The organism is Burkholderia sp. AU38729 (genome assembly GCF_020419725.1).
In the GTDB taxonomy this organism is placed as follows: domain Bacteria; phylum Pseudomonadota; class Gammaproteobacteria; order Burkholderiales; family Burkholderiaceae; genus Burkholderia.
The window spans coordinates 295060-320486 of record NZ_JAIZQO010000004.1 but is presented as its reverse complement, the minus strand read 5'-3'; the positions used below and the strand labels follow the sequence as shown (position 1 = coordinate 320486).

The 25427-nt window shown below is 69.0% G+C and carries 6 protein-coding genes; all 6 read right to left on the bottom strand.

Features of this window, described 5'->3' with window-relative positions:
- Positions 1-14: 14 nt before the first annotated feature.
- Positions 15-497 (bottom strand): hypothetical protein, encoded by a 483-nt coding sequence (locus tag LGM56_RS13625; protein ID WP_226205098.1) that lies wholly within the window; start codon positions 495-497, stop codon positions 15-17.
- 54 nt (positions 498-551) lie between these two features.
- A complete protein-coding gene (locus LGM56_RS13620) occupies positions 552-1214 on the bottom strand; it encodes a glycosyltransferase family 25 protein (protein WP_226205096.1) in 663 nt (220 codons plus the stop codon).
- Positions 1211-10720: an amino acid adenylation domain-containing protein gene (locus LGM56_RS13615; RefSeq protein WP_226205093.1), complete on the bottom strand. Its 9510-nt coding sequence runs from the start codon at positions 10718-10720 to the stop codon at positions 1211-1213. The genes LGM56_RS13620 and LGM56_RS13615 overlap by 4 nt, the downstream gene beginning before the upstream one ends.
- Before the next feature lie 87 nt (positions 10721-10807).
- Positions 10808-19897 carry a non-ribosomal peptide synthetase gene (locus LGM56_RS13610; protein WP_226205091.1) on the bottom strand — a complete coding sequence of 3030 codons (9090 nt, stop codon included), beginning with the start codon at positions 19895-19897 and terminating at the stop codon, positions 10808-10810.
- On the bottom strand, positions 19894-23814 hold the full coding sequence (locus LGM56_RS13605) for a non-ribosomal peptide synthetase (RefSeq protein ID WP_226205088.1): 3921 nt from the start codon (positions 23812-23814) through the stop codon (positions 19894-19896). The genes LGM56_RS13610 and LGM56_RS13605 overlap by 4 nt, the downstream gene beginning before the upstream one ends.
- A complete protein-coding gene (locus LGM56_RS13600; protein ID WP_226205086.1) occupies positions 23802-25418 on the bottom strand; it encodes an MBL fold metallo-hydrolase in 1617 nt (538 codons plus the stop codon). The genes LGM56_RS13605 and LGM56_RS13600 overlap by 13 nt, the downstream gene beginning before the upstream one ends.
- Between the last annotated feature and the right edge of the window lie 9 nt (positions 25419-25427).

Below are 25427 nucleotides of genomic sequence, written 5' to 3'. Positions count from 1 at the left end.
ATGGCCAATAGGTCTCAGTTGATCAGGTGGCTGAGTTCGACATTGCTTGCCGCTGATCTCAACCTCGACGAGGTTTCGTGCCGGCCCAGGAACGTGATGCATTCCACGATGCCCAGCGGCGAATCGGAAAACAGGATGCAGCACTTCAGCAGGCGCTGCGCACGCGCCCAGCCGACGCTGTCCGTCGAATCGGCCACGCTCCGCAACGCGGCCTCGACCGACGCGGCCGTCCAGTTTTCGCTCCGAGCCAGCCGCGACTCGACCTGCCGAAGAAATTGCAGGAGCGTGCGCGGATTGCTTTCGATGCTGTACATGAGGATGTAGTCGATCCGCAGTTTCTTCGTGATCAACGGAAAAATCAGGTCGATCACGCCGGCAGTCGATTCGCATTTCCCGTAAGCCAGTGAAATCGCGTCGCCGAGCTTGCAGTCCCGGTGGAGCGCATCCAACGCGGCCTGTACGAACGCCGCTTCGAGGTCAACGGTGGTGGTTTGCATGAGGTTCAATGGCCTGTCGAGTGAGGGTTCGCGGCGAGCACGGGGCGGCAGGCGTCACCAGCCGTCCGGAATGGGCATCGAATAGGTCAGCGGCTTCTCCGGCATCACTTCGTCCATGATGTCGGAGTAGCCGGACTCCTGTCCGACCAGGTTCGGCTCGAAGCAGTAGCAATTGAACGTCTGCTGCAGCACGAGGTTGTTGCGGTCGTTGATCGCCGGCGGGTTTTCGTTGATCGCGATGAACGCGTCGTAGAGCGAGTCCCTGACGACGTACGCGTGCGCGGTGAGCGTCTCCACGGCCTTGACGATGTTCGGCGCGACGGGAATGGGCGGCGTGAAGTGATACGCGCCCAGGAACAGCATGTGCCAGTCGTCCGGCACTTGCGCGATGAACTCGGGGAAGCGCGCGGCGAACTCGGCGTCGAAGAACGCGTCGTCCTCGAAGATCAGGACTTCGCTCGCGCCGGCGGCCTTCGCCTGTTTCACCGCGGCGAGATGGCTCATCGTGCAGCCGTAGTCCTGCGGACGCATGTGGCTCAACGATTCCGGCACGCTCACCTGTTTTGCATCGACGGCGGACAGCCGTTCCACCGTGAGGATGTTCTGCTCTGCGAATTTTCGTTGCATCGCTTCCCAGCGGTCGGGACGCCGGTCCAGGTTGATGCAGACCTTGCGGGCGAAAGTGTTGTCGATCGTCGGCGTTGATTTCAGTTTCATGAGGGTTGTTTTTCCAGGAACGAATTGACATGGGCGGCGAGGGCGCCGGCATGCGGATCGAGCAGCATGGTCAGGTGGTCGCCGGGGACGTCCGTCACCGCGACGGGGAGCGTCGAGAAGCGGGACCATCCCCAGGCCGGGTCCAGGCGAAGCTGCGCGATCTCGGGCGACGGCGCGTAGTCGTCGGGATCGTGCTCGGTGCTGCGGAACAACGCGATCGGCACGGGCAGCGGCGTGGCGTGCGGCGCGTAGTGCGACTTGAAGTTGGCCTGATAGACGCGCAGGTACGCGCGCAGGCGGTCGGGCCCGGCGTCCGCGAACCAGCTGCCGCGGTCGCCGATCCGCGCGAGGATCAAGTCGGCCTGGCCGTCGGGATCGAGCGGGACGAGGTCGGCTCGCGTCACCTGGAGGTCGGCGCCGAGGAAGGTGCCGATTTCGTGGGCGATCGCGACCAGCCATTCGGTGTCGTCCCAGTCCTGCCAGTACGTGGCGGCCGGGCTGTCGATGGGCGCGGACGCGTCGAGGATCGCCAGCAGCTTCACGTCGGCGCCCTTGGCGACCAGTTGCCGGCTCATCTCCAGCGCCACGTGCGCGCCGAACGAATGGCCCGCGAGGTAGTACGGACCCGCGCCCACCAGCGGCCAGATGCGTTCGACATGACGGGTCGCGATGTCTTCCACGCGGGTGAGCGGCTCGCATGCGCCGTCGAGGCCCAGCGCCTCCAGCCCGTGAATCGCGTGGGCGCCGCTCAGGTGGTGCGCGAGCGGGTGGAAGTAGACCACGTTCCCGCCGGCGCCCGGCAGGAGGAAGAGCGGCGCGGCGGGGCCGCCGTCGCGAATCGGCACGAGTCCGCCGGCGGGCGCGGGCGGCGCCTTCGTGGCGAGCGCCGCCGCCAGTTTCTCGATCGTCGGATTCTCGAAGAGACAGGAAATCGGCAGCCGGCGATCGAACGCCTTCTCGACATGGGCCATCAACTGGATCGCGATGATCGAGTGGCCGCCGAGGTCGAAATAGTTGTCGGTGACCGCGATGCCGTCCCGTTTGAAGATCCGCTGCCAGATCTCCAGCAACGTGCGTTCGTCCGCGGTGGGCGCGACGGCGCGTGCCGTCGTGGCCGCACCGGCGGCGGCTTCGATCGTCGGCCCGGCCGCATCGCGCGGCGCGCCCGGCTGGCCGTCGGCGGCCGGCGGATCGGCGAGCTGGCCGGTCAGCCGGGTCGGGTCGTCGGCGAATCGTTCCAGCAACGCGCGCAGGGTGTCGAGCATCTGCCGCACGATATCCGGCGCGACGCGGTGCGCATCGTGCGAAATATGGAAGCCGATGCGCGCGTCCGGGTGCACGGTGAGGGTCAGCGGGTAGTTCGATTCCGCGAACGCGCGGGTGTCGAGGATCTCGATGTCGTCCGGCCCGAGATCGGGGGCGGCGGCAACCGGGAAGTTCTCGAAGACCAGCAGGCTGTCGAACAGGCTGTCTCGGGCGGGCACTTCGCTCCACGACTGGATGTCGACCAGCGAGCTGTACGAGTGCGGCTCCATCGCCGTTTGGGCAGCGTGAACCTCTGCCAGCCATTCGGTGAAGGGCCGCTCCGGCGCGATACGCAGGCGCAGCGGCAGCGTGTTGATGAACAGCCCCACGATCGACTCGACGCCGTCGAGCAGCGGCGGCCGACCGGACACGGTGACGCCGAAGACGACGTCGTCCGTTCCGGCGTGGCGCCGCAGCACCAACGCCCAGACCGCGCGGATCAGCACGTTGAGGGTGACGCGATGCGTGCGCGTGAGCGCGTGCAGCCGCGCGGTCAGCGCCTCGTCCAGCAGGAATTGCTGGGTCCGGCGCTTGTCCTGCCGCGCGGCGTCGCCGGTCGTCTGCCGGGCCGGGCTGGCCGCGATCGGCGTGGCGGCACGGAAGCCGGCCAGCTCGGCGCGCCACCAGGCTTCGTCGGCGGCGCGCGGATGGCGCGCGAGCCAGTCGATGTACGCGCGGTATCCCGGCGCCGACGCCGTGACCGCGGGCGTGCCGGTGCGGGCGAGCGACAGGTAGTCGTCGAACACCTCCTTCATCAGGGTCGCGGTGCTCCAGCCGTCGAGGATGATGTGGTGCGCGCTCCAGCAGAAGCGATGGCGCGTGTCCGTTTCCTGGATCAGCGTGCAGCGGAACAGCGGCGCCCGCTGCAGATCGAAGCCGCGCTTCCGGTCGTCGGCGAGGAACGCATCGAAGTCCTGCGCGCGGCGGGACGCATCGCGGTGCCGCCAGTCAAGCACTGTCCACGGCAGCTCGACCGTGTGCAGCACGGTCTGGACGGGCTGCTCGCGATCGGCCCACGCGAACGCGGTGCGCAGCACGGCATGGCGCGCGAGCGCATGGGCCCACGCCTGCCGGAGCGCCGGCACCTGGAGCGGGCCGCTGACGACGAAGCTGAACTGCTGGAAATAGGCGGCAGGATCCAGGTCGTACAGCGAATGGAACAGGATGCCCTGCTGCAGCGACGAGAGCGGGTAGCTGTCGTCGATGTCGTCCGCCGCGGTGTCGGGGACCGACGCCGCGAAGTCGAGCAACCGGTCCCTGAAGTGCGCGGCCAGGTTCTCGACCGTCTGCCGCCGGTGGAGCCGCTCGCCGTAGCGCCAGTCCACCTGAAGCTTGCCGTCGACCACGGCGGCGACGATCTCGAACGCGTGCGTGCGCTGCGACCGCCCGGCGCGCAGCGAACCGAGGTCTTCGGCCGCCGGGCGCCAGCCGTCGGATTGCTGCAACACGGTATCGAGCTGCCCGTGATAGTTGAAGAGGATATCGGCCTGCGGCAACGCGGCGAGATTGTCGCGCACGGCGGCGTCGGGGCTCAGGTAGCGGAGCAGCGCATAACCGAGACCGTCGGCCGGAATCCGGCGCAGCTGCTGCCGCGCGGCGCGCAGCGCCTGCTCCGGCGTGTGCATCGCGTCGGCGTCGAGCACGACGGGGTAGATGGACGTGAACCAGCCCACCGTCCGGGTGAGGTCGAGCGGCGCGTCCGACACGTGACGGCCGTGACTCTCGAGATCGATCCGCGTGCGGGCGTTGCCGGTGACCATGCTGCAGGCTTGCGCGAGCGCGACGAGCAGGACATCGTTGATGCGGGTGTCGTAGGCCCGTGGCAGCCGGCGCAGCAACGCGGTGGTGTCGGCTTCGTCCAGCTCGAATGAAATGGATGACGCGTCGCCGACCGCGTTGTTGGGCGCACCTGCGGCCGGATAGTCAAGCGGGATCGGCTCGACGGGCTGCGCGAGGAGCGCTTGCCACAGTCGTGCTTCGTCGCCGATGGCCGGCGACCGGGCCCGTTGCTGCAGATGCAGCGCCCATTCGCGGAACGACGTCGTCTTCGCGGGCAACGGCTGGCCGTGGTACGCGGCGTGCAAGTCCTCGAGCAGCACGCGCCACGACACGCCGTCCACCGCCAGGTGATGGATCGACACGAACAGGCGGGCGAGCGGCTCGCCGGCCACGCAGAAGAGCCGCGCCGCCAGCAACGGGCCATGCGTGATGTCGATGCCGCGCTCCGCGTCAGCGGCGGCGGCGCGCATCGCCGCCAGGCGCTCGCCGGCGTCGCCGGCAATCACCTGTTTTGCAAAGAGCGCCGGCATCTCGCCGCCGGCGACGACATGCTGGGTCCAGCGGCCCGCATCGTGCGAGAAACGCAGTCGCAACGCGTCGTGATGTTCGTAGACTTGCCGGAACGCGTCGGCCAGCCGCGACGCGTCGAGATCCGCCGGTACCTGGATCAGGACCGTTTGATTGAAGTGCGACGGCGCGTCGATCTCCTGCTCGAAGAACCAGTGCTGCACCGGCGTGAGCGGCGCATCGCCCAGCGGGCTCAGGGTCGGCACGTAGGCTGCCCGCTCCTCGGGCGCGGCGGCCAGCTGCGCGATCGTCTGATGCTGGAACAGCTGCTTCGCCGTCACGCGCAGCCCCGCCTGATTGGCGCGCGCGATCACCTGGATGCTCAGGATGGAGTCGCCGCCGAGTTCGAAGAAATTGTCGTGGATGCCGACGGCAGGCAGCTGCAGCACGTCTTGCCAGATCGACGCCAGCAGGATTTCCCGGGGCGTGACGGCGGGCGCGTGCGGCTGGGCCGCATCGGCGACGTCGGCCGGTGCGGGCAGCGCCTTGCGGTTGATCTTGCCGTTGGGCAGCATCGGCAACGATGCAAGGACGACGAACTGCGACGGCACCATGTAGTCGGCGAGCTTGCCGCCCAGATAATCGCGCAGACCGGCGATGTCCCGCGCGGCGGTCGCGACATAGGCGATCAGGAACGTTCGGGCTCCTGCGGTTTTCGCGATCACGACGCAGTCGTCGACCGACGGATGCGTGCGCAGTGCCGCCTCGATTTCACCGGGTTCGATGCGCAGGCCACGCAACTTGATCTGGTGATCGATGCGGCCGAGGAACTCGATGTTGCCGTCGGGCCGGTAGCGCGCGAGATCGCCGGTGCGGTAGAGGCGCGCGAGCGGGTCGGCGGAGAACGGGTCGGCGATGAACTTTTCGGCGCTCAGCTCGGGTTCGCCGTGGTAGCCGCGCCCGACCGGCGTGCCGCCGATCAGCAATTCTCCGGGCACACCGATCGGCGTGGGCTGCATCTGCGCATCGACGATGTAGAGGCGGGTGTTGGCGATCGGCCGGCCGATCGGGACGATGCGGTGCGGGTCGTCGCGGCGGCACTCCCACGCGGTCACGTCGACGGCGGCCTCGGTCGGGCCGTAGAGGTTGTACAGCTTGACGTCCAGGCGCTCGAGGCAACGCTGCTGCAGGTCGTGGGGCAACGCCTCGCCGCTGCACACGACGCGGCGCAGCGATGCGCAGTGCGCGTCGAGGTCGGGATGGTCGAGGAACGCACGCAGCATCGACGGCACGAAATGGAGCGTGGTGATGCGTTCGCGCTCGATGAGCTCGACCAGATAATCGGTCTCGCGCTGGCCGCCGGGGCGGGCGAACACGAGGCGCGCACCGGTGACGAGCGGCCAGAAGAGTTCCCAGACCGAGACGTCGAAGCTGAACGGGGTCTTCTGCAGCACCGCATCGTCGGCGTCGAGCGCGTAGGCGTGCTGCATCCAGAGGAGGCGGTTGGTGATCGCGCGATGGGTGTTGAGCGCGCCCTTGGGCCGGCCGGTCGAGCCGGACGTGTAGATCATGTAGGCGAGGTTGTCGCCGTTCAGCGCGGGCGCGGGGTTGGACGTCGCCGCGGCATCGAGGTCGAGCGAGTCGGTATCGACGACGATCACGTGTGCGTCGGTCTCGGGCAGCGCGTCGCGCAGATGCTGCTGAGTGAGGAGCCAGCGCAACTGCGTGTGGTCGATCATGAAGCGCACGCGCTCGGCGGGGTAGTCGGGATCGACGGGGACGTAGGCGCCGCCGGCCTTGAGGATCGCGAGCAGCGCGACGCTCATGTCGAGCGAGCGCTCCATGGCGACGCCGACGAGTGCATCGGGGCCGACGCCGAGCGCGACGAGGTGGTGGGCGAGGCGGTTGGCGCGCAGGTTGAGTTCGGCGTAGGTGAGCGAGACGTCATCGAAGACGGCGGCGATGGCATCCGGCGTGCGCTCGACCTGCTGTTCGAACAACCGATGCAGCGGTTGCGCGGCGGCCGCGCCGAAATCCGTGTCGGTGCGGTTCCACTCGACGGTCAGCAGGTTCCGCTCCGCGTCGCTCGTCAACGGCAGCGCGCCGAGCGGCGCGTCCGGATCGGCGATCACGGCATCGACGAGCGTGCGGAAGTGCTCCGCCATGCGATCGATCGTGGCGGCGTCGAACAGGTCGAGGTTGTATTCCAGCGAGCCCGCGAGGCCGTCGTCGCCATCCTGCACATGCAGCGTGAGGTCGAACTTCGCGGTGTGGGTCTCGACCGACACCGGCGTGGCCACGAGACCGGGGAAGCTCACCGCCTCGGACGGCGTTTTCTCGTACGCGAACACGACCTGGAACACCGGCGTGCGGCTCAGGTTTCGCTCGAGCGCGAGCGAATCCACCACCTGCTCGAACGGAATTTCCTGGCGGCTGTAGCCGTCCAGCGCGACGCGCTTCACGCGCGCCAGCAGTTCGCCGAAGGTCGGATTGCCGGACAGGTCCACGCGCAGCGCGAGCATGTTCGCGAAGAAGCCGATCAGCGGCTCGGTCATGCTGGAACGCCGGTTGGCGATCGGGGAGCCGATGACGAGGTCCTGCTGGTTGCTGTATCGCGACAGGAGCAGCGCATACGCGGCGAGCACGACCATGAACGTGCTGGTGCCGGACGCGCGGGCAATCGCGCGCAGGCCGTCGGCGCGTTCGCCGCTCAGCCGGAACGGCAGCACCGCGCCGCGGAACTGCTGGATGGCGGGCCGCGGGCGGTCGGTGGGCAGCTCGATCAGGTCCGGCGCATCCGCCAGCGCGGCGCTCAGGAGCGCCAGTTCCCGATGCGTGTCGGCGGACGCGAGGCGTTCGTGCTGCCACACCGCGTAGTCCGCGTACTGGACCGCCAGTTCCGGCAGCGACTCGCCGGCATAGAGCGCGGCCAGTTCGCCGATGAGGATGCCTGACGACCATGCATCGGAAACGATGTGATGCATCACGATGCCGAAGACGTGCAGGCGCTCATGGACGCGATACAGCACGACGCGATAGAGCGGCCCGACGGCGAGATCGAACGGGCGGTCGGCTTCCTCCGCGAGCCGCGCGAGCGTGTCGGATTCGCTGGCGACGTCGACGACGTCGAGCGCGACCGGCGCCGGCGGCGCGATGCGTTGAACGCCGCGGCCGTCGACGGCGGGAAACGTCGTGCGCAGGATCTCGTGACGCCGGCTGATCTCGGACACGGCTGCCTGCAGGCGCGCGATGTCCAGTTCGCCGTCGAAGCGCAGCGCGCTCGAGATGTTGTAGGTGGCAGACGGGCCTTCCAGTTGCGCGAGGAACCACAGCCGCTGCTGCGGAAAGGACAGCGGCAGGTCGTTCGCGCGCGAGCGGGGCACGATGGCGCCGGCCGTCGAACCGGCGTGCGGCGACGACGCTTCGATCAGGTCGGACACCGCGCTGATGGTCTGGAGTTCGAAGATCGCGTCGATGCCGATCTCGACGGAGAAGCTGCTCCAGATCCGCGAGACCAGCTGCATGGCTTGCAGCGAATCGCCGCCGTAGTCGAAGAAGCGGCCGGTGAGATCGACGGCCGGATTGTCGAGCACGTCGCGCCAGATACGCACCAGCTCGAGCTGAATCGGCGTGGCGTCGAGCGCAGCGGCGTCGAGACGGGCGGCGTCGGACGCGGCGTTGGGCTCCAGCGCCAGCAGGGCCGGGCGATCCAGCTTGCCGTTGGCGTTGAGCGGAAATTCGGCGATCGGGATGATGTCGGACGGGACCATGTAGTCCGGCAGCTTCCCGGCCAGATAGGCCCGCAGGTCCGGCACGTTCAGGCTCGGCGCGCCCTTGACGTAGGCCGCCAGCTTGCGCACCCCGTGGGCGGATTCGCGCAGCATGACCGCCGCGCCGACGACATCCTCGTGCGCGGCGATCGCGGCCTCGATCTCGCCGAGTTCGACACGGTGCCCGCGGATCTTGACCTGGTGGTCGACGCGTCCGTAACACTGGATACGTCCGTCGGGCAGCCACCGGCCGATGTCGCCGGTGCGATAGATGCGCGCTTCGCCGGGGAACGGATGCTCGACGAATTTCGCGGCGGTGACGTCGGGCCGCTGGTGGTAGCCGCGCGCGAGGCCCGCGCCGGCAAGGCAGATTTCCCCGGGCACGCCGAGCGGAACCGGCCGCAGCGCGTCGTCGAGCATGTACACGCGGGTGTCGGCGATGGGCCGGCCGATCAGCACCGTCGACGGCGCGTCCTCGACGCGCTCGACGATGCAGCCGACCGTCGCCTCGGTGGGGCCGTACTCGTTGTAGATCTCGATCGCGGGATCGATCTTGCGCAGCGTGGCGATGTGCTGGGGCGTCAGTTCCTCGCCGCCCACGATCACCTTGCGCACGCCGGAGCGTGCCAGGTTCATGTACTCCAGCAGGTGAATGTGGGTGGGCGTGAGCTTGAGGGTGTCGACGCCGCTGCCGGGCTGGAACATCCGGGCCAGGATGGTGTCGATGCTCTCCGACTGCGGATAGATGCGCAGCGTCTTGCCGCGCACCAGCGGGCAGAAGATATTGGTGAGCGTGAAATCGAAGCAGAGCGAGCTGTACAGGCCGAAACTGCCGGTCGTGCTTTCCGGAAAATAGTACGCGGCGGCCCACGCGATGTAGTGGGCCAGGTTCCGGTGTTCGAGCAGGCAGCCTTTGGGTTTCCCGGTCGAGCCGGACGTGTAGAGCACGTAGGCGAGGTGCGCCGGCTCGGCACGGTACGGCGGGTTGTCCGGCAGCGGCGTCCAGCCGGGGAGTTCCTGGTCCAGCAGCAGCGTCACGCCGGAGAACTCATACCACTGCGCGAGCTGATTCGATTGGGTCACCAGCAGCGACAGGCCGGTGTCGCCGAGGATGTGATTGATCCGTTCGGCCGGATACGCCGGGTCCAGCGGAACGAATGCCGCGCCCGCCTTCAGGATGCCGAGAATCGCGACGATCATCCATTCGGAACGGTCGAGCATGATGCCGACCAGCGATTCCGGCCCGACGCCGTGGTGCTCGCGCAATTGATGCGCGAGGCTGTTGGCCCGCGCGTTCAGGTCGGCGTAGGTCATCAGCGCACTGTCGGTGACCAGGGCCGGCGCCGTCGGCGTGCGGGCGACCTGCGCTTCGAACATGGCGACGACCGTCGGGTGGCTGGGGCCGGCCGTCGCGGTTTCGTTGAAGGCGCTCAGCAGCGGGCCCTCTTCCGGCGGGGCCGATGCGATGTCGCCGACGGGCGTGTCGAGGTGTTCGAATGCCGCCAGCACCGCGCCGAGGCTGCCGGCGAAGCCGTCAATGATGAAAGGCTCGATGGCTGCGCTGTAACGAAGCTCGATTTCGCCGCGCGCGAGCCGCAGATGCAACTGCAGGTCGTCGTCGCGACCGGTCGGTGCGTGGTGCACCCGGTCGTCCGCCAGCGCGACTTTCGTGAGCTGCGCGAGCGCCATGTCCTTTTCGTTGCGCACGAGCGTTTCCAGCGGGAAGTGAGGCTCGGCGTAGCTGTCTTCCACGATCGCGGCCACGCGCGACAGGTAGTCCTCGACGCGCTCGTCGGGACGGACCTCGATGATCAGCGGCACGGTGGCAGCCTGGGCCGACGGATGCGCGGCCAGCGCCGGCGTGCCGAGCACCGTGACCGGAATCCGGAAGTATTTCCAGAGCAGGAACGCAATGCCCGCCGCCGTGACGGCGAACTCGGCAAGCTCGCCGTCGCCGATGCGCCGCAACAGGTCGAGCGACGCGGGCGTGAGCCGCACCGTGCGGGACAGCGGGCGACCCGGTTGCTGATTCGGGGCGTACGCCGCGATCCGGTAGACGCCGGCGACCCGGGAAAGGCTTTCGCGCCAGAAACGCGCGGTGGAGGCATAGCGATGGTCGGTGACCAGCACGTTATGGTCTTGCACAGGACACTCCTTGAAACGTTTTGTTCACCTGAAACAACCCGAAGCGGCGCGCACGGCGGCCGCCGCTCGAACTCCGGACGATCCGCATCACGTCTTCTCCTCGAGCGCGTCGTCGGCCGTGACCTCGGGCGCGCGCTTCAGGCGCAGGCCGACGCGGGCCCGTGGGCCGGCGGCGGGGGCCTCGCCGGAGAGCGGGATGCGATCGACCGGCGTGGCCGGGTCGCGGCGGAAGACGTCGTGGATCGCGAGCAGTCGATCGCGCATCGCGGCGATGGTCGACGGGCGGAACAGGTGGGTGTTGTAGATGAACTGGATCAGGTGCCGGCCTTCGCTTTCCACGACCTGGAAGGACAGGTCGAACTTGGCCGTCGTGTCCGCCGGCGAGAGGTCCGTGATGCGCAGGCCGGGCTGCGGCGCCGGCATCGACACGTGGTTCACCTGAATGTCGAAGATCGGAAAATGGCCCGCCGGGGTGCGGATCTTCAGGTCTTCCAGCAACACGTCGAACGGATAGGACGCATGCTCCAGCGCTTGCGCGGAGGCGGTCGCCACGCCGTCGATCACCTCCGCGACGGTCGCGGAGGTCCGCACCGGCACGCGCAGCACGACGGTGTTGAGGTACACGCCGATCTGCGATTCGAGCGGCTCGCTGTCGCGCCCGGCCGACACGCTGCCGATGACGATGTCCTCGCGCCCCGTATAGCGGTGCATCAGCACGCAGAACGACGCCAGCAGCACCGCGTAAAGCGACGTATGGTGCGCGCGGGCCAGCGCGGCGAGTTCCGCCGCGTGCGGCGCCGGCAGTTCGACTTCGAGCGTCTGCCCGGCATGGCCGAGCCGCTCGGGACGCGGGAAGTCGGATGCCAGTTGCAGGCGGGGCAGCGGCGCCGCCAGTTGCGCGAGCCAGTACGCGCGATGCGCGGCGGCACGCGGACCCGCGAGGCTCGCGTTGTGCCACGCGGCGTAGTCGCGATACTGGATCGACAGCGGCGGCAGGTCGTGTCCGGCATACAGCGCATGCAGGTCGTCGGTCAGCACGCGGATCGACCACGCATCCGAGATCACGTGATGCATGTTCAGCAGCAGCAGGTGCTTCACCGGCGAGAGCCGCACCAGCGTGACGCGAAACAGCGGCCCCGACGCGAGATCGAACGGCTGCTCGCCTGCCGTGCGAATCAGCGCATCGATCGCCTGCGGCCCGGCATCGTCCGCGAGATCGCGCTGCTCGACCCGGAAGCCGGAGGCTTCGCGGCTGAGGATGCGTTGCCGCAACTCGCCTTCGATCATCGCGAACACGGTGCGCAGGCTCTCGTGGCGATCGACCAGCAGGTCGAACGCACGGACGAGGCGCGCCGTGTCGACGGCGCCGTCCAGCTGCAGCGCGCCCGCCATGATGTACGTGGACGGATCCGCGCCGCGGCTGGCGAGCCAGATCCGCTTCTGTGCGCGGGACACCGCGTAGGACGGTTGCGCGGCCAGCGCCGGGATGAACGCGTCGTCGTCGGCGGCGCCGTCGGCGGGCATGGCAGCCAGCTTCCGCGCGAGCGCGCGCGGCGTCGGCGCATGGAAGATGTCGGCGACCGTGACGTCCCGTTTCAGTTCGCGCCGGATCCGGCTGACCAGCTGGATCGCCTTGAGGCTTTGGCCGCCCTGCTCGAAGAAATCGGCGTCGACGCCGTTCGGCCGGCGGCCGAGCACCTCGGCGAAGAGGCGCAGCAGCGCCGCTTCGACCGGCGTGCGCGGTTCGGCCGGCACGCCGTCGGGTACCGACGCGGCATCGGGGAGCGGCAGCGCGGCGCGGTTGACCTTGCCGTTCGGCATGACGGGCAGCGCCGGCAGCAGCATCACGGTGTCGGGCACCATATGCGCCGGCAGCGTGTCGCGCAGTGCGTCGCGCACGCGTGAGGGCGTCCAGCCGGTTCCCGACGCGTAGGCGCACAGGGTCATTTCGGCATCCGACGTTTCCCGGGCGACCACGACGGCGTGGGAGATGCCCGCGAGACCGGTCAGCGCGGCTTCGATTTCCCCGAGCTCGATGCGATAGCCACGGATCTTGACCTGGAAGTCGCGGCGGCCGAAGAAATGGAGCGTGCCATCCGCGTCGAAGCAGCCGACGTCGCCGGTGCGATACAGGCGCGCGCCCGGTTCCGGACTGAACGGATCGTCGCGGAACACCGCCCGGGTGCGGGCTTCGTCGAACAGGTAGCCGCGCCCGACGCCGACGCCGCCGATGCAGATCTCGCCCTTGACGCCGGCCGGGCACGGATTCATGTCGGCGTCCACGACGTAGAGGCGCAGGTTCTCGATTGGCCGGCCGATCGGAATCGCCGGCCGATCCGGCGCGCGCGTCATGCCGTAATGCGCGACCGAGTCCGACGCTTCGGTCGGCCCGTACGCGTTGATGAGCCGGACCGCCGGATTCAGGCGGAACCACGCTTGCGCGGTGGCGGGCTGCAGCGTTTCGCCGATCGTCAGCAGCGTGTCGAGGTGCGGGAAGGCCGGTGCCGCGTGCCGTTCCAGTTCGCCGAGGAAGGTCGCGAGATAGGACGGCACGAATTGCATCGCCGTGATGCGGTCGCGGTGCAGGCTGTCGATCAGGCGTGCGGGCTCGAGGATCACGGCATCGGGGTAGATCACCGTCGTGCCGCCCGATGCCAGCGCCGCGAAGCACTGCCAGACCGAAATATCGGAGCAGTGCGAAGCGGTCTGGGCGACCGCGCTCCGCGCGTCGAGCCCGACCCGGCGCGCCATCGCGAGCACGTGATTGAGCATGCCGCGATGTTCGACCATCGCGCCCTTCGGCTGGCCGGTCGAACCCGACGTGAAGATCACGTAGGCGAGGTCCGCGGGCCGGCAGCGCGGCGTCGTTGCTTCGTCATCCTGATGGGCGGGCAGACGGGCCGGATCGACCAGCGGGATCGACGCCAGCGCCGGCGGCGGCTGGCAGTCAGTACCGACGATGATGGCCGGCCGGGCCAGCGTCAGCAGGGTCTCGACTCGCTGGGCCGGATAGGCCGGATCGACCGGAACGTACGCCGCGCCGCACTTCCAGATCGCCAGGATCGTTTCCAGCATCAGCGGCGAGCGCGGCATCCAGACGGCGATCCGGTCGTCCGTCTGCAGCGTCGCCGTGTGCAGAAGCTGCGCGGCGATCCGGTTCGCGCCTTCGACGAGCGCCCGATAGGTGCGAACCTCCGTGCCGCAGCGCACCGCGATGCGCTCCGGATGCGCGGCGGCGACGGCCTCGATCAGTTCGGGCAGCGTCCGGTCGGCCGGAACCGGCGCGAACGTGTCGTTCCAGCCGAGCAGGATCGCGTCCCGCTCGGCGGCCGTGAGCAGCGCAACGCTGCGGTTCTGGCGATCTTCCGCGCCGGCCAGGCCGGTGAGCAGGGTCTCGACATGGCGCAGCAGGCGGACGATCGTGTCGCGATCGAACCGGCCGTCGTCGTACAGCACCTGCAGCGACAGGCGCTTGCCCGGCGTCACGACCAGCGTCAGCGGGTAATTGTTCGGATCGGACACCTGGAAGGCGCCGATCCGCAGGCCGGGCAGCGCATCGGCCAGCGCTTCTTCCACCGGATAGTTCTGGAAGATGAGCAGGCTGTCGAAGAGCGGCACGCCGGGCGGCAGGCCGGCGAATTTCTGGAGGTCGGCCAGCGGATAGTGCGCATAGTCCTCCTGTTGCGCGAGATCCAGCTGCAATTGCGCCAGCCACGCGGACGTCGGGCGCGCGTCGATGCGCACCCGCACCGGCAGCGTGTTGATGAACAGCCCGACCATTTCGTCCGACGCCGGCAGCGACGCCGGACGACCGGACACGATCGTGCCGAACACGACGTCCGATTCGCCGCTGTAGCGGCTCAGCAATTGCGCCCACGCGCCCTGCGCGAGTGTATTCAGGGTGAGGCGGCGGGTTTGCGCGAACGCGACGAGTCGTTGCGTGGCGCTTTCGGAGAGCAGCAGCGCCTCTTCCACGTACGCGCCCGGCGCGGCCGTGCCGTCGAGTTCGGGGCGGCCCAGTACGAGCGGCGTCGTCGCCGGGAAATCGGCGAGCTTCGTCTTCCAGAAACGTTCCGCGGCGGCGGCGTCCTGGCGCGCCAGCCAGCGCACGTAATCGGCGAAGGCGGGCGGCGCGTCCCGCTGCGGCGCGCCTTCGGCCGGCGGCGCCTGATAGGCGGCGGCCACTTCGCTCAGGAGGCGGGCGGAGCTCCATCCGTCGAGCAGGATGTGGTGATGGCTCCAGTGGAAGCGCCACGCGTGCTCGCCCACGCGGAACAGCGCGAGCCGCGTCAGCGGCGCGCGGGCAAAGTCGAAGGCGCGCGCCCGGTCCTGCGCCACGTAGGCGTCCCAGCGCTGCTCGGCCTCCGCGGCGGACGCCGCGCGCAGATCCTCTTCATGCCACGGCAAGTCGACACGGCGATGCACGACCTGCACGGGGCTTTCGATGTCTTCCCAGTGAAACGCGGTGCGCAGGATGTCGTGCCGGTGCGCCACGGTATCCCACGCGCGGCGGAACCGTTCGACGTCGAGCGCCCCGTCGATCCGGAAATTCAGGCTGCTGAAGTACGCATCCGACGCGGGTGCGTACAGGCTGTGGAACAGCATGCCCTGCTGGGTCGGTGTCAGCGGGTAGACGTCGGCGACCTCGTCCGGCCGCACCGACGCCGGCGCCTGCGGCAAGCCGGTCGCGGGCCGGGACGAGGCGGACGGGACGGCATGGCCGGCGACCAGGGATTCGAGCGCCGCGATGTAGGCGTGCGCGACGCGCAGGATGGTGTCCGCGTCGTGGCAGGCCCGGCTGAATTCCCACGCCACGTGCAGGCGGTTGCCGGTCACGTACGCGTTGATGTCGAGCAGGTGCTCGCGCCGCTGGGTCGTGTGGCGGCCGTCCCCGCTCGGCTCCGCGGCCTGTTTCCAGTCGCGTGCGGCGGCGAACAACTGGTCGGTCTGCCCCAGGTAGTTGAACTGCAGTCGCGGCTGCGGAAGCGGGCCGTCGAGCCGGTCTTGCAGCAGGCCGCAGGTGATGCCCGCATTCGGCACCGCGCGCAGTCGCGCCTTGACCGATGCGACCAGGCGAGCCGGATCGTGCGAACCGGCATCGACCGTCAGCACGACCGGGAACACCGACGTGAACCAGCCCACCGTGCGCGAGATGTCGAGGTCGTCGATCAGTTCCTCGCGCCCGTGCGCTTCGAGATCCAGCAGGACGTCGGCGCATCCGCTCCAGTCGCTGACGGCCCGCGCGAGCGCGGCCAGCAGCACGTCGTTGATCTGCGCGTCGTATGCGCGGGGCGCGGCGCCCAGCAACGCCGTCGTCGCGGCTTCGCCGAGCTCGACCACGATCGTTTCGGCGGACGCCACGGTATTGGCGTCGGCAGGCGCATCGCGATCGAGCGGCAGGCCCGGCAGCGCGGAACGCGCCAGCGCCTGCCAGTGAGCGAGGTCGGCGTCGGCGGCGCCGGAGCCGGCCCAGGTCGAGATCGCCCGGGTCCAGGCGGTCCAGGTGGCGCTGCCGCCCGCGAATTCGGGCGCCTTGCCGTGGCGCAGGCGGGTATAGGCGTCGTACACGGTTTCGAGCAGCGCGCCCCACGACACGCCGTCGACCACCAGATGATGGGCGACCAGCAGCAGGCGGAGCGAACGGCCTGAGTCCAGGCGGAACAGGTCGGCGCGCACGACGGGGCCGTCCGCGAGATTCAGGCTCGCATGCGCTTGCGCGACGTGCTGCGCGAGCTGATCGCGCGCGATGTCGGACACGACGACGGGGACTTCCGGATCGTCGACGACTTCCTGGCTCCAGCCGGACGCGCCTGCGCGAAAGCGCAGCCGCAGCGCGTCATGCCATTTGACCGCGTGCCGCAGCGCCTGGCGCAGCAGGACCGGATCGACATCCGCCGGCACGTCGAGCAGGACCGCCTGGTTGTACTGGTTCGGGTCGTCCTGGTGCTGCGCGAAGAAACGCTTCTGGATGGGCGTCAGCGGCAGCGGGCCGGACGACGCGACGAACGCCGCCGCGCCGACCGTGCCGCGCGTGGCCACGGCGGCGAGTTCGGCCACCGTCGGATGCTGGAAGATGAGCCGGGTGGTGAGCTTCAGGCCCGCCTTCGCGGCCAGCGACACGATGCGCATGCTCAGGATCGAATCGCCGCCCAGCGCGAACAGGTTGTCGTGGATGCCGGGCGACGGAATGCCCAGCGCCTCGCCCCAGATGCGGCACAGCAGCGTCTCGGTGGGCGTGCGCGGCGGCGTCGGCGCGTGCGCGGTGGCGGCGAGTCGCGCGCGGTCCAGCGGCGGCAGCGCCTTGCGGTCGATCTTGCCGTTGCCGCTCAGCGGCAGCGCGTCGAGCACCACGTAGATGCCGGGCACCATGTAGTCCGGCAGCGTGGCGGACAGCGCGGCGGCGATCGCGGCGTCGCTCAGCGACGCGCCGTCGCGGAACGCGACATACGCGCACAGCGCGGCGCGGCCGGCCTCGTCGCGATAGTCGAGCGCGGCCGCCTGGCGGATTTCCGGAATGGCGGCCAGCGCGTTGTCGATCTCCCCGAGCTCGATACGGTAGCCGCGGATCTTCAACTGGTGGTCCTGGCGGCCGTGGAGCACGATCGTTCCATCGGGCAGGTAGCAGCCGATGTCGCGGGTGCGGTACAGGCGGGCCCCGCGCGCCGGATGGAACGGATCCTCGATGAACGCGTCCCGCGTGGCGGCCTCGTCGTTCAGATAGCCGCGGCCGACGGCGACGCCGGACACGCACAGCTCGCCGGGAATCCCGATCGGGCACAGGTTCATCTGCGGGTCGACGACGTAGAGGCGCACGTTGCGGATCGGCTTGCCGACCGGTACGTAAGGCGTGGTTGGCGCGCACGTCATGCGGTGCTGCGCGACGTCGTCGGACGCTTCGGCCGGGCCGTACGCGTTCACCAGCGGAATCGCCGGGAACACGTCGAACCACTGTTTCACCAGGGCCGGGCTGACCATCTCGCCGGTGACGAGCAGGTGTCGCAGGTGCCGCAGCAGCGCCGGCTGTTCCGACGCGCGGTCGAGCACGGCGGACAGATAGGACGGCACCAGTTCGAGGATGCTGATCCGCGTGGTGTCCAGGTACGCGATGAAACGCGCGGGATCGCGAATGCAGTCGTCGTCGACGATCACGGTCTTGCCGCCGACGAGCGGCGCCGTGAAAAATTGCCAGACCGAAATATCGAAGCAATGCGGCGCGGTTTGCGCGATCACCGAATGCGCCGAGATCGAGAACTCGTCGATCTCGGCGAGCATGTGATTCAGCATGCCGGCGTGCTCGACCATCGCCCCTTTGGGCTTGCCGGTGGAGCCGGACGTGTAGATCACGTACGCGAGGCTGTCGGGCGACACGGGGCGGCCGGGATTGGTGTCGTTGTCGATATCGGTGACGGCGTCGAGCGACACGACCGGCGCGATCGCGGCCAGCTCCGGAGGGAGGAGCCCATCGCAGGTGATCACGAGGGCGGCGCCGGAATCCTCGAGGATGGTGCGGATGCGCGCCGCCGGATAGTCGGGGTCGATCGGAATATAGGCGGCGCCGCACTTCCAGACGGCGAGGATCGCCTCCATCAGCCGTGCGGACCGGTGCATGCAGATCGCGACCAGCGCGTCCGGCCCCAGCTCGGCCGCGGCCAGCAGGCGGTGCGCGATGCGGTTGGCGCGCGCGTTCAGTTCGCCCGCGCTCAGGACGCTATCGCGGTACTCGAGCGCCGGCCGCTCGGGGTGGTCCGCGGCGGCCTGCTCCAGGCGATGCACCACGGTAAGCGCGGCGTCGAACGGCACGGCGGTGTCGTTGAAGGTCTCCAGCAACTGCCGGCGTTCGGCCTCGGGCAAGATCGGCACGCGGCCGAGCAGCCGGTTCGGCTCGGCCGCGAACGCGTCGAGCGTCGCCGCCACGTGGCCCAGCATCCGCTGCATCGTGTCTTCGTCGAAGCGCCGCGGGTCGAAAGACAGTTCCATCTTCCAGTCGTCGCGCGCCGTCACCACGAATTCGAGCGGAATGTCGGCGCGGTTGTAGAGCTGCACCTCGTCGACCGCCAGCCCGTGCGCGCCATGCGTGAGCGACGCGTCGAGCGGGTAATTCATGAACGTGATGTTGCTCTCGAACAGCGGCGTCGACGGCGGCACTTCGCTGCAGCGCTGAATGTCGGGCAACGGGGTGTGCTCGAACGGCGCACGGGCGGCCACGCGCGCCTGGATCATCTTCAGCCACGGCACCAGCGGCTGCCTCGGGTCGACCCGCACCCGCACCGGCACCGTATTGATGAACAGGCCGAGCATGGTTTCGATCCCCGGCAGAGGGGCGCCGCGCCCGGACACGACGGCGCCGAACACCACGTCGGTCTCCCCGCTGTAACGCGACAGCACGAGCGCCCAGGCCGCTTGCGCGAGCGTATTGAGGGTGACGTGATGGCGGGCCGCGAATTGCCGCAGGCGCGCGCTCAGGTCGGCCGACAGGTCGGCCTGCACTTGCGCGAGGCCCTGGCCGAAGCGCTCGCCCGCGTCCGCGCGTGCGGCCGTGGGCAGCGGGGTCGGCGAGCGGAACCCTTCGAGATAGCGCGTCCAGTATTGCTGCGCGGCTTGCGGCTCGTGCTGCTGCAGCCACTGGATGTAGTCGCGATAGGGGCGCACCGGCGGGAGCGCCGGCGGCACGCCGCGCGCGAGCGCGCCGTACACCTGGAAAATCTCGTCGATGACGAGCGACAGGCACCAGCCATCGGCCAGGATGTGATGGTGGCTCCAACTGAACAGGTAGGCGTCGGCGGCCACGCGCACCAGGCGACAGCGCACGAGCGGCGCGCGATCGAGCGCGAAGCCCTCGGCCAGGTCGCTTTCGAGGTGCGCTTGCCACCGCGTGCGCTGCTCGTGTTCCGGCAGGTCGCGCCAGTCGTCCTGCACCCACGGCAGCGTGGCGTGCGCGTGCACGACCTGCATGGGCGTGTCGAACTCCTCCCAATGGAACGACGTACGCATCACCGGATGCCGATCGATGAGCTGCTGCCATGCGGCATGAAACCGCGCGGTGTCGAGGCTGCCGGTGATCCGGCAACTGAGCTGGTTGAAGCTGCTTCTCGCGCCGGGCTCGTGCACGGCATGAAAGAGCATCCCCGCCTGCATCGGGGAGAGCGCGTAGATATCGGCAATGGTCGGGGATGTCACGATTTGATCCTTGAGACGAGGGCGTCCAGCGCTGCCTGGCTGATGCGCGCGGCCGGAAAATCCGACGGGCTCAGCGCGCGCGGGCCGTCGCCGCTGGCCGCGACGATCGACAGCAGACGGCTGCGGTAGCACTGCGCCAGCTGCTCGATGACATCGGGTGCGCAGGCCTCGCGGTTGTAGTGCCAGGTCAGGCGCAGGCGGCCGTCGAACACCATCCCGTCGATCTCGAACAGATGGCCGCGACGTGCGCGCGGGCTGTGCTCGGGGCTCTGGAAGTCGAGCACCGGCTTCCAGCCCGTGTCGTCGGCCAGCACGCGATCGACCTGGCCGAGATAGTTGAAGCGCACCGGCGCCGGCGGCTGCCGTTCCAGCGCGGCCGCGATGCCGGCGTCGCGGCCGAGGTAGCGGGCGATGCCGTAGCCGAGCCCGCGCATCGGGACCGCGCGCAGTTGCTCCTTGACGTGGCGCAGCGCGTCGACCGCCACGGTGGCGTCGCCGGCGTTGAGGAACACCGGATAGTGGGTGGTGAACCAGCCGATCGTGCGCGACGTATCGACGCCGTCGAAGAGGGCCTCGCGGCCGTGGCCTTCGAGATCGACGACCAGCGATGCGTTGCCGGTCCAGTCGCCGAACGCGAGCAGCAGGGCCGTCAGCAGGACTTCGTTGATCTGCGTGTTGAACGCACGCGGCACGTCCTGCAACAGCGCGAGCGTCTGCTGGGCGTCGAACTCGACGACCGTCGAGCCGGCTTCGGCGCGGGTGCCGACCGGCATGTCGTCGAAGCACGCCGGCTCGCCGGTGTTTGCCTGAAGCCAGTAGTCGAGCCCCAGTCCGTCGAGCGCGGTCGCGCCGAGTTCGGACAGGCGCGTCGACCAGTCGCGCCACGCCGTCGTCCTGGCCGGGAGCTGCACCGCTTCGCCCGCTTCGAGCTGGCGGCACGCGGTGTACAGGTCTTCGAACAGGATGCGCCACGAGACGCCGTCGATCACCAGGTGATGCGCGACCACGAGCAGGCGCTGCGGCGCGTCGGGGCCGAACTGGAACAGGTGCGCGCGCAGCAGCGGCGGCGCCGACAGCGTGAAGCTTTCCTGCATGCCGGTGGCGGTCGCGAGCATCGCGGCCCCACGCGCGGCAGGCGCCGCGTCCGCCAGCGACGTGACGCCGAGCGCAATGGCCAGCGGCGGCGCCGCATGCGCTTGCTGCCACGCACCGGCGACGCGCTCGAAACTCAGCCGCAGCGCGTCGTGATGCGTCGTGACGGCCGCGAGCGCGCGCTCGATCGTGTCCGGCCGCAGCGACGCGGGCACCTCGATCATCGTCGACTGGTTGTAGTGGTGCGGATCGGCGACGTCCTGCGCGAAGAACCAGTGCTGGATCGGCGTCAGCGGGGCGGGGCCGACCACCGGCTCCTGCGCGATCCGCAGCGACGGCGCGTCCGTCGCGACCCGGGCAAGCTCGGCGATGGTCGGATGCGCGAAGAACTGGTCGGCGGTGAACTTGAGCCCGACCTGCTGGGCCAGCGACATCACCTGGATGATCAGGATCGAGTCGCCGCCCAGTTCGAAGAAATTGTCGTGCACGCCGATCGGCTCGCGGCCCAGCACGTCGGACCAGATCCTGCCCAGGCGCGCCTCGACGTCATTGGCCGGTGCGACGTACGCGGCTTCGCTCGGCACGGGCGCCAGTTCCAGCGCGGCGAGCGCGTTGCGGTCGGGCTTGCCGTTCGGCGTCAGCGGCAGGCGCTCGAGCGTCACGATCGACGCCGGCACCATGAACTCGGGCAGACGCTCCTTCAGGTGTTCCCGCAGGCTGGCGACGCTGGCCGCAGCCGTCGCGACGCAGGCCACCAGCTGCCTGTGCTGCGGCGCGTCCTCGCGCACGAACACGATCGCATCGGCGACGCCGGCGTGCTGCCTCAGCGCCGCCTCGATCTCGCCCGTTTCGATCCGGTAGCCGCGAATTTTCACTTGCGTGTCGCGCCGGCCGGTGACTTCCAGGTTGCCGTCCGGCAGCCAGACGCCGAGGTCGCCGGTGCGATAGAGGCGCGCGCCTGCCTCGAACGGGTGGTCGACGAACGCGGCGGCCGTCAGGTCGTCCCGGCCGACATAGCCGCGCGCCAGTGCGATGCCGGACACGCAGATCTCGCCCGTGCAGCCCTCGGGGGCCAGCCCGCCGTGTTCGTCGAGCAGGTACAGGTGCGTATTCTGGATCGGGCGGCCCACCGGCAGGCGGGCCCCGTAGGTGACGGCCGGGTCGACCACGTAGTCCGCGATGCACACGGTTGTCTCGGTCGGGCCGTACGAGTTGTGGCATGTGCGGGTCCGGGCCAGCTCGCGCAGATCCGCCACGCGGGCGTTGTCGCCCGCGCTGATGACGCGGGTCACGGTGCCGAGCGCTTGCCAGTCGAGCGCGGCGAGATAGGCCGGCGTCGCGTTGATCGTGGTGACGCCCTGCTGCGCGAGGTAGTCGACGAAACGCGGGACGTCCCGGATCATGGCGGGCTTTGCCAGCACCAGGCGCGCGCCCGCGAGCAGCGTGACGAAGATCTCCATGATCGAGCCGTCGAAGCCCGGGGAGTAGAACTGCACGAAGCGGTCGGTGGCATCGAAACCGAATGCGTCCACATGGTACCGAGCCATGTTCAGGAGCCCTGCGTGTTCGAGCACGACGCCCTTGGGCACGCCCGTGGAGCCGGACGTGTAGATGATGTACGCCGCATCGTCCGGCCGGACCTCGACTGGCGCCGATGCCGGCGCGGGTGCCAGCGTGTCGAGCTGGAAGTCGAGCGCGAACATCGGGATCGCCCAGAAATCGGCGAGCAACGGCAGGTGTTCCGAGTGCGTCAGCAGCGCCTTGACCTTCGCATCCTCGATCATGAAGCGCAGGCGCTCCCGCGGAAACTCCGGGTCGAGCGGCAGATACACCGCGCCCGCCTTGAGCGCGCCGAGCAGGCCGACGATCCAGCGCTCGGAGCGATCGGCCACCACGCCCACCACGTCGCCGCGCTCGATCGCGTATTCCGCGAGCAGGAAGCTCGCCAGCCGGGACGCCTGATCGTCGAGTTCGGCGTAGGTCAGCGATGCGTCGGCGGTCACCACGGCGACGCTGTCCGGCGCGGCCGCGACCCGTTGCGCGAACTGTTCCAGGAAGGTGCCCTCTACAGCGACGGGCGCCGCCTGCGAACGCAGGCGCGCGCGCTCGTCGTCGTCGAGCAGCGAGACGGTGTCGAGCGGCGCGTCCAGTGCGCCGAAGCCGGCCACGACGTTGTGCAGGTGCCGCGCGAGATGCTGCAGATAATGCAGCGTGAACACCGTCGGCCGGCCCGTCAACACGATCTCGTAGCGCTCGCGATGGCGGATCTCGATCGACAGGTCGTGGTCGGCCGATGCCCAGGCTTCGTGAAGGCCGTCGAAGCGCACGCCGACGTTGGTCGCGCGCCGTTCGCCATGCAGCTTGTGCGCGAGGGCGGCGATCGGGAAATCCTGGTACGAATAGCTGCGCTGTACCGCGTCGCGCAACTGGTTCAGGTACGCGCGAACCGTCGGGCCGGGCGCGCCGGTGTCGAGCAGCGGGACCGGCTCGGCGGCGCCGCTCGCGGGTCCGGCGATCAGGCGCGGCGATGCCACGAACAGGCCGGCCGCGCCGTTGTAGCGCCCCAGCACGCGGAACAGCGCGGCCAGCAGCACGACGAACGCGCCCAGCTCATTGCCGGCGGCGAGCTTCTCCAGCACCGGCGCCGCGTCGCCGTCGAGCGCGAACGTCAGGGCCGGCTCGGGGCCGAGCGGCAGCGCGTACGCCTGCCACGCCTGCTGAAGGCGGAAATCTTCGTCGAGGCGGCCGAGCGCGTCGGTCCAGAACGCCACGTGTTCCTGGTATTGCCCGCTCGTCGAGAGCGCGTTGAGATTCAGTTCTGACAAAGCACGATCTCCCTCTTCGCGTACAGGATTTCGGACGCGATGCCCTTGGCCCGGCAGTGCGCGACGAACTGGGTGGACTGGATGTGGCTGGGCGAGTTTTCGTCGAAGGTGTTGTCGAGGAGGTGGTTCAGCCACGGCTCCTGACCCATCGCATAGACATACGCCGCGTTGAACGCGAAATCGTCCACCAGCGCGGCGGCCTCGCCGAACTGGCAGCCGCGCGCCCGGCGTGATTGATCGATGTCGCGCGGCAGCGCCTTCGGAAACAGCGGGCCGTAGACCCACGACGGCGGCGCGCCCTCGGTTTCCATCCCGACGAACAGCGTGTCCGGCTTGCCGGCGAGGCGGAATACATGCTCGTAGAGGCGCGGGTCCAGGTTGCACGAATCGGCGATGCACAGCACCGAGCGCGAGCCGAAGCGGATCATGAAACTCTGCTTGCTGTGGATCGCCAGGTCGTTGTGTTCGCCCAGGAACGGAATGGCGGTGATGGCGCCGCCGGGCAGCTTGATTTCCTGGGCATCCCGAACTTCCAGCACGTCGTCGAAGCCGAGCTTGCGCAACGCCAGTTCCATCGACGGATCTTGCGGAAAGCCGTCGAGATTGCGGCCGACCACCACGGTCTTGACCTTGTGGCGAAGCTGCAGCAGCGTCTCGAGGACGATGTGATCGTGATGGCTGTGCGTGATCAGCACGTAGTCGATCTGGTCCGGCAGGTCGGCGAACGTGTAGCGCGGCAGCGCGGTGTCGTAGCCGTAGCTGATCACCGGATCGATCAGGATGCTCACGCCGCGGCTCTGGATCAGCACGCACGCGTGGCCGTAGTAGCGGATGCGGATGTCGTCGCCGTCGAACGAACGATCCGGTTTCGGCGCGGGCGCCTCCTCGGTGAAGAACGAGCGGAACAGCGGCTCGTCCTGCTCCGCCACGCGCATCAGGTCGACGATCTTCGCGTAGCTGCCGGGCGTGTCGCGCATGCGGAACAGCGTGTCGAGCGCGCGGTCGTCGAACGCCATGTTGCAGAACACCGTGCGATCGTCGCGGAGCCGGGGCGTGCTGAGGATGAACGGCCGCGGCGTGTGCTCCTCGATCGCCGACAGCGCGATGCTCTGCGCATCGCGCGCATAGAACGGGCTCGCGTACAGCAGGCTTTCGAACACCCGGAAGGACGGGTTGTGGTTCAGGTCGTAGTAGATCTCGACATAGCCCTTCAACACCTCCGGAATCTCGGGGTAGAGCGGGTCCGACGCCATCCCCGTGGCCTGTTCCAGCAGCAGCGTGGAGAACGCCTTGTAGGCCTTCGCCAGTTCCAGTTGCCGGGCCGCGCGCTGGGTGGTCTGCTCGATCAGCGCGCGGATTTCATCGACGCGCTGGCCGCCCAGGTCGAGGAACGGCCCGCCGCGCATCGCGGGGTCCTTGCAGGCCGCCGCATGCATCATCGGCGATGCGGCATAGGACTTCAGCAGCGGCAGGAACCGCTCCGCCACGTTGAGGGCGGCGGTCAACGGCGGCAGCGTGTGATACCACGCGTACCAGCTGTTGATCAGCGGTTCGAACTGGATGTTGTGTCGCAGGTAGACCTGCGTGCTGGACGAAATGGTCAACGAAGGCTC

Excerpts from the sequence above, each read along its gene's own strand:
- LGM56_RS13625 (WP_226205098.1), bottom strand. The coding sequence starts at position 497 with ATGCAAACCACCACCGTTGACCTCGAAGCGGCGTTCGTACAGGCCGCG.
- LGM56_RS13620 (WP_226205096.1), bottom strand. The coding sequence starts at position 1,214 with ATGAAACTGAAATCAACGCCGACGATCGACAACACTTTCGCCCGCAAG.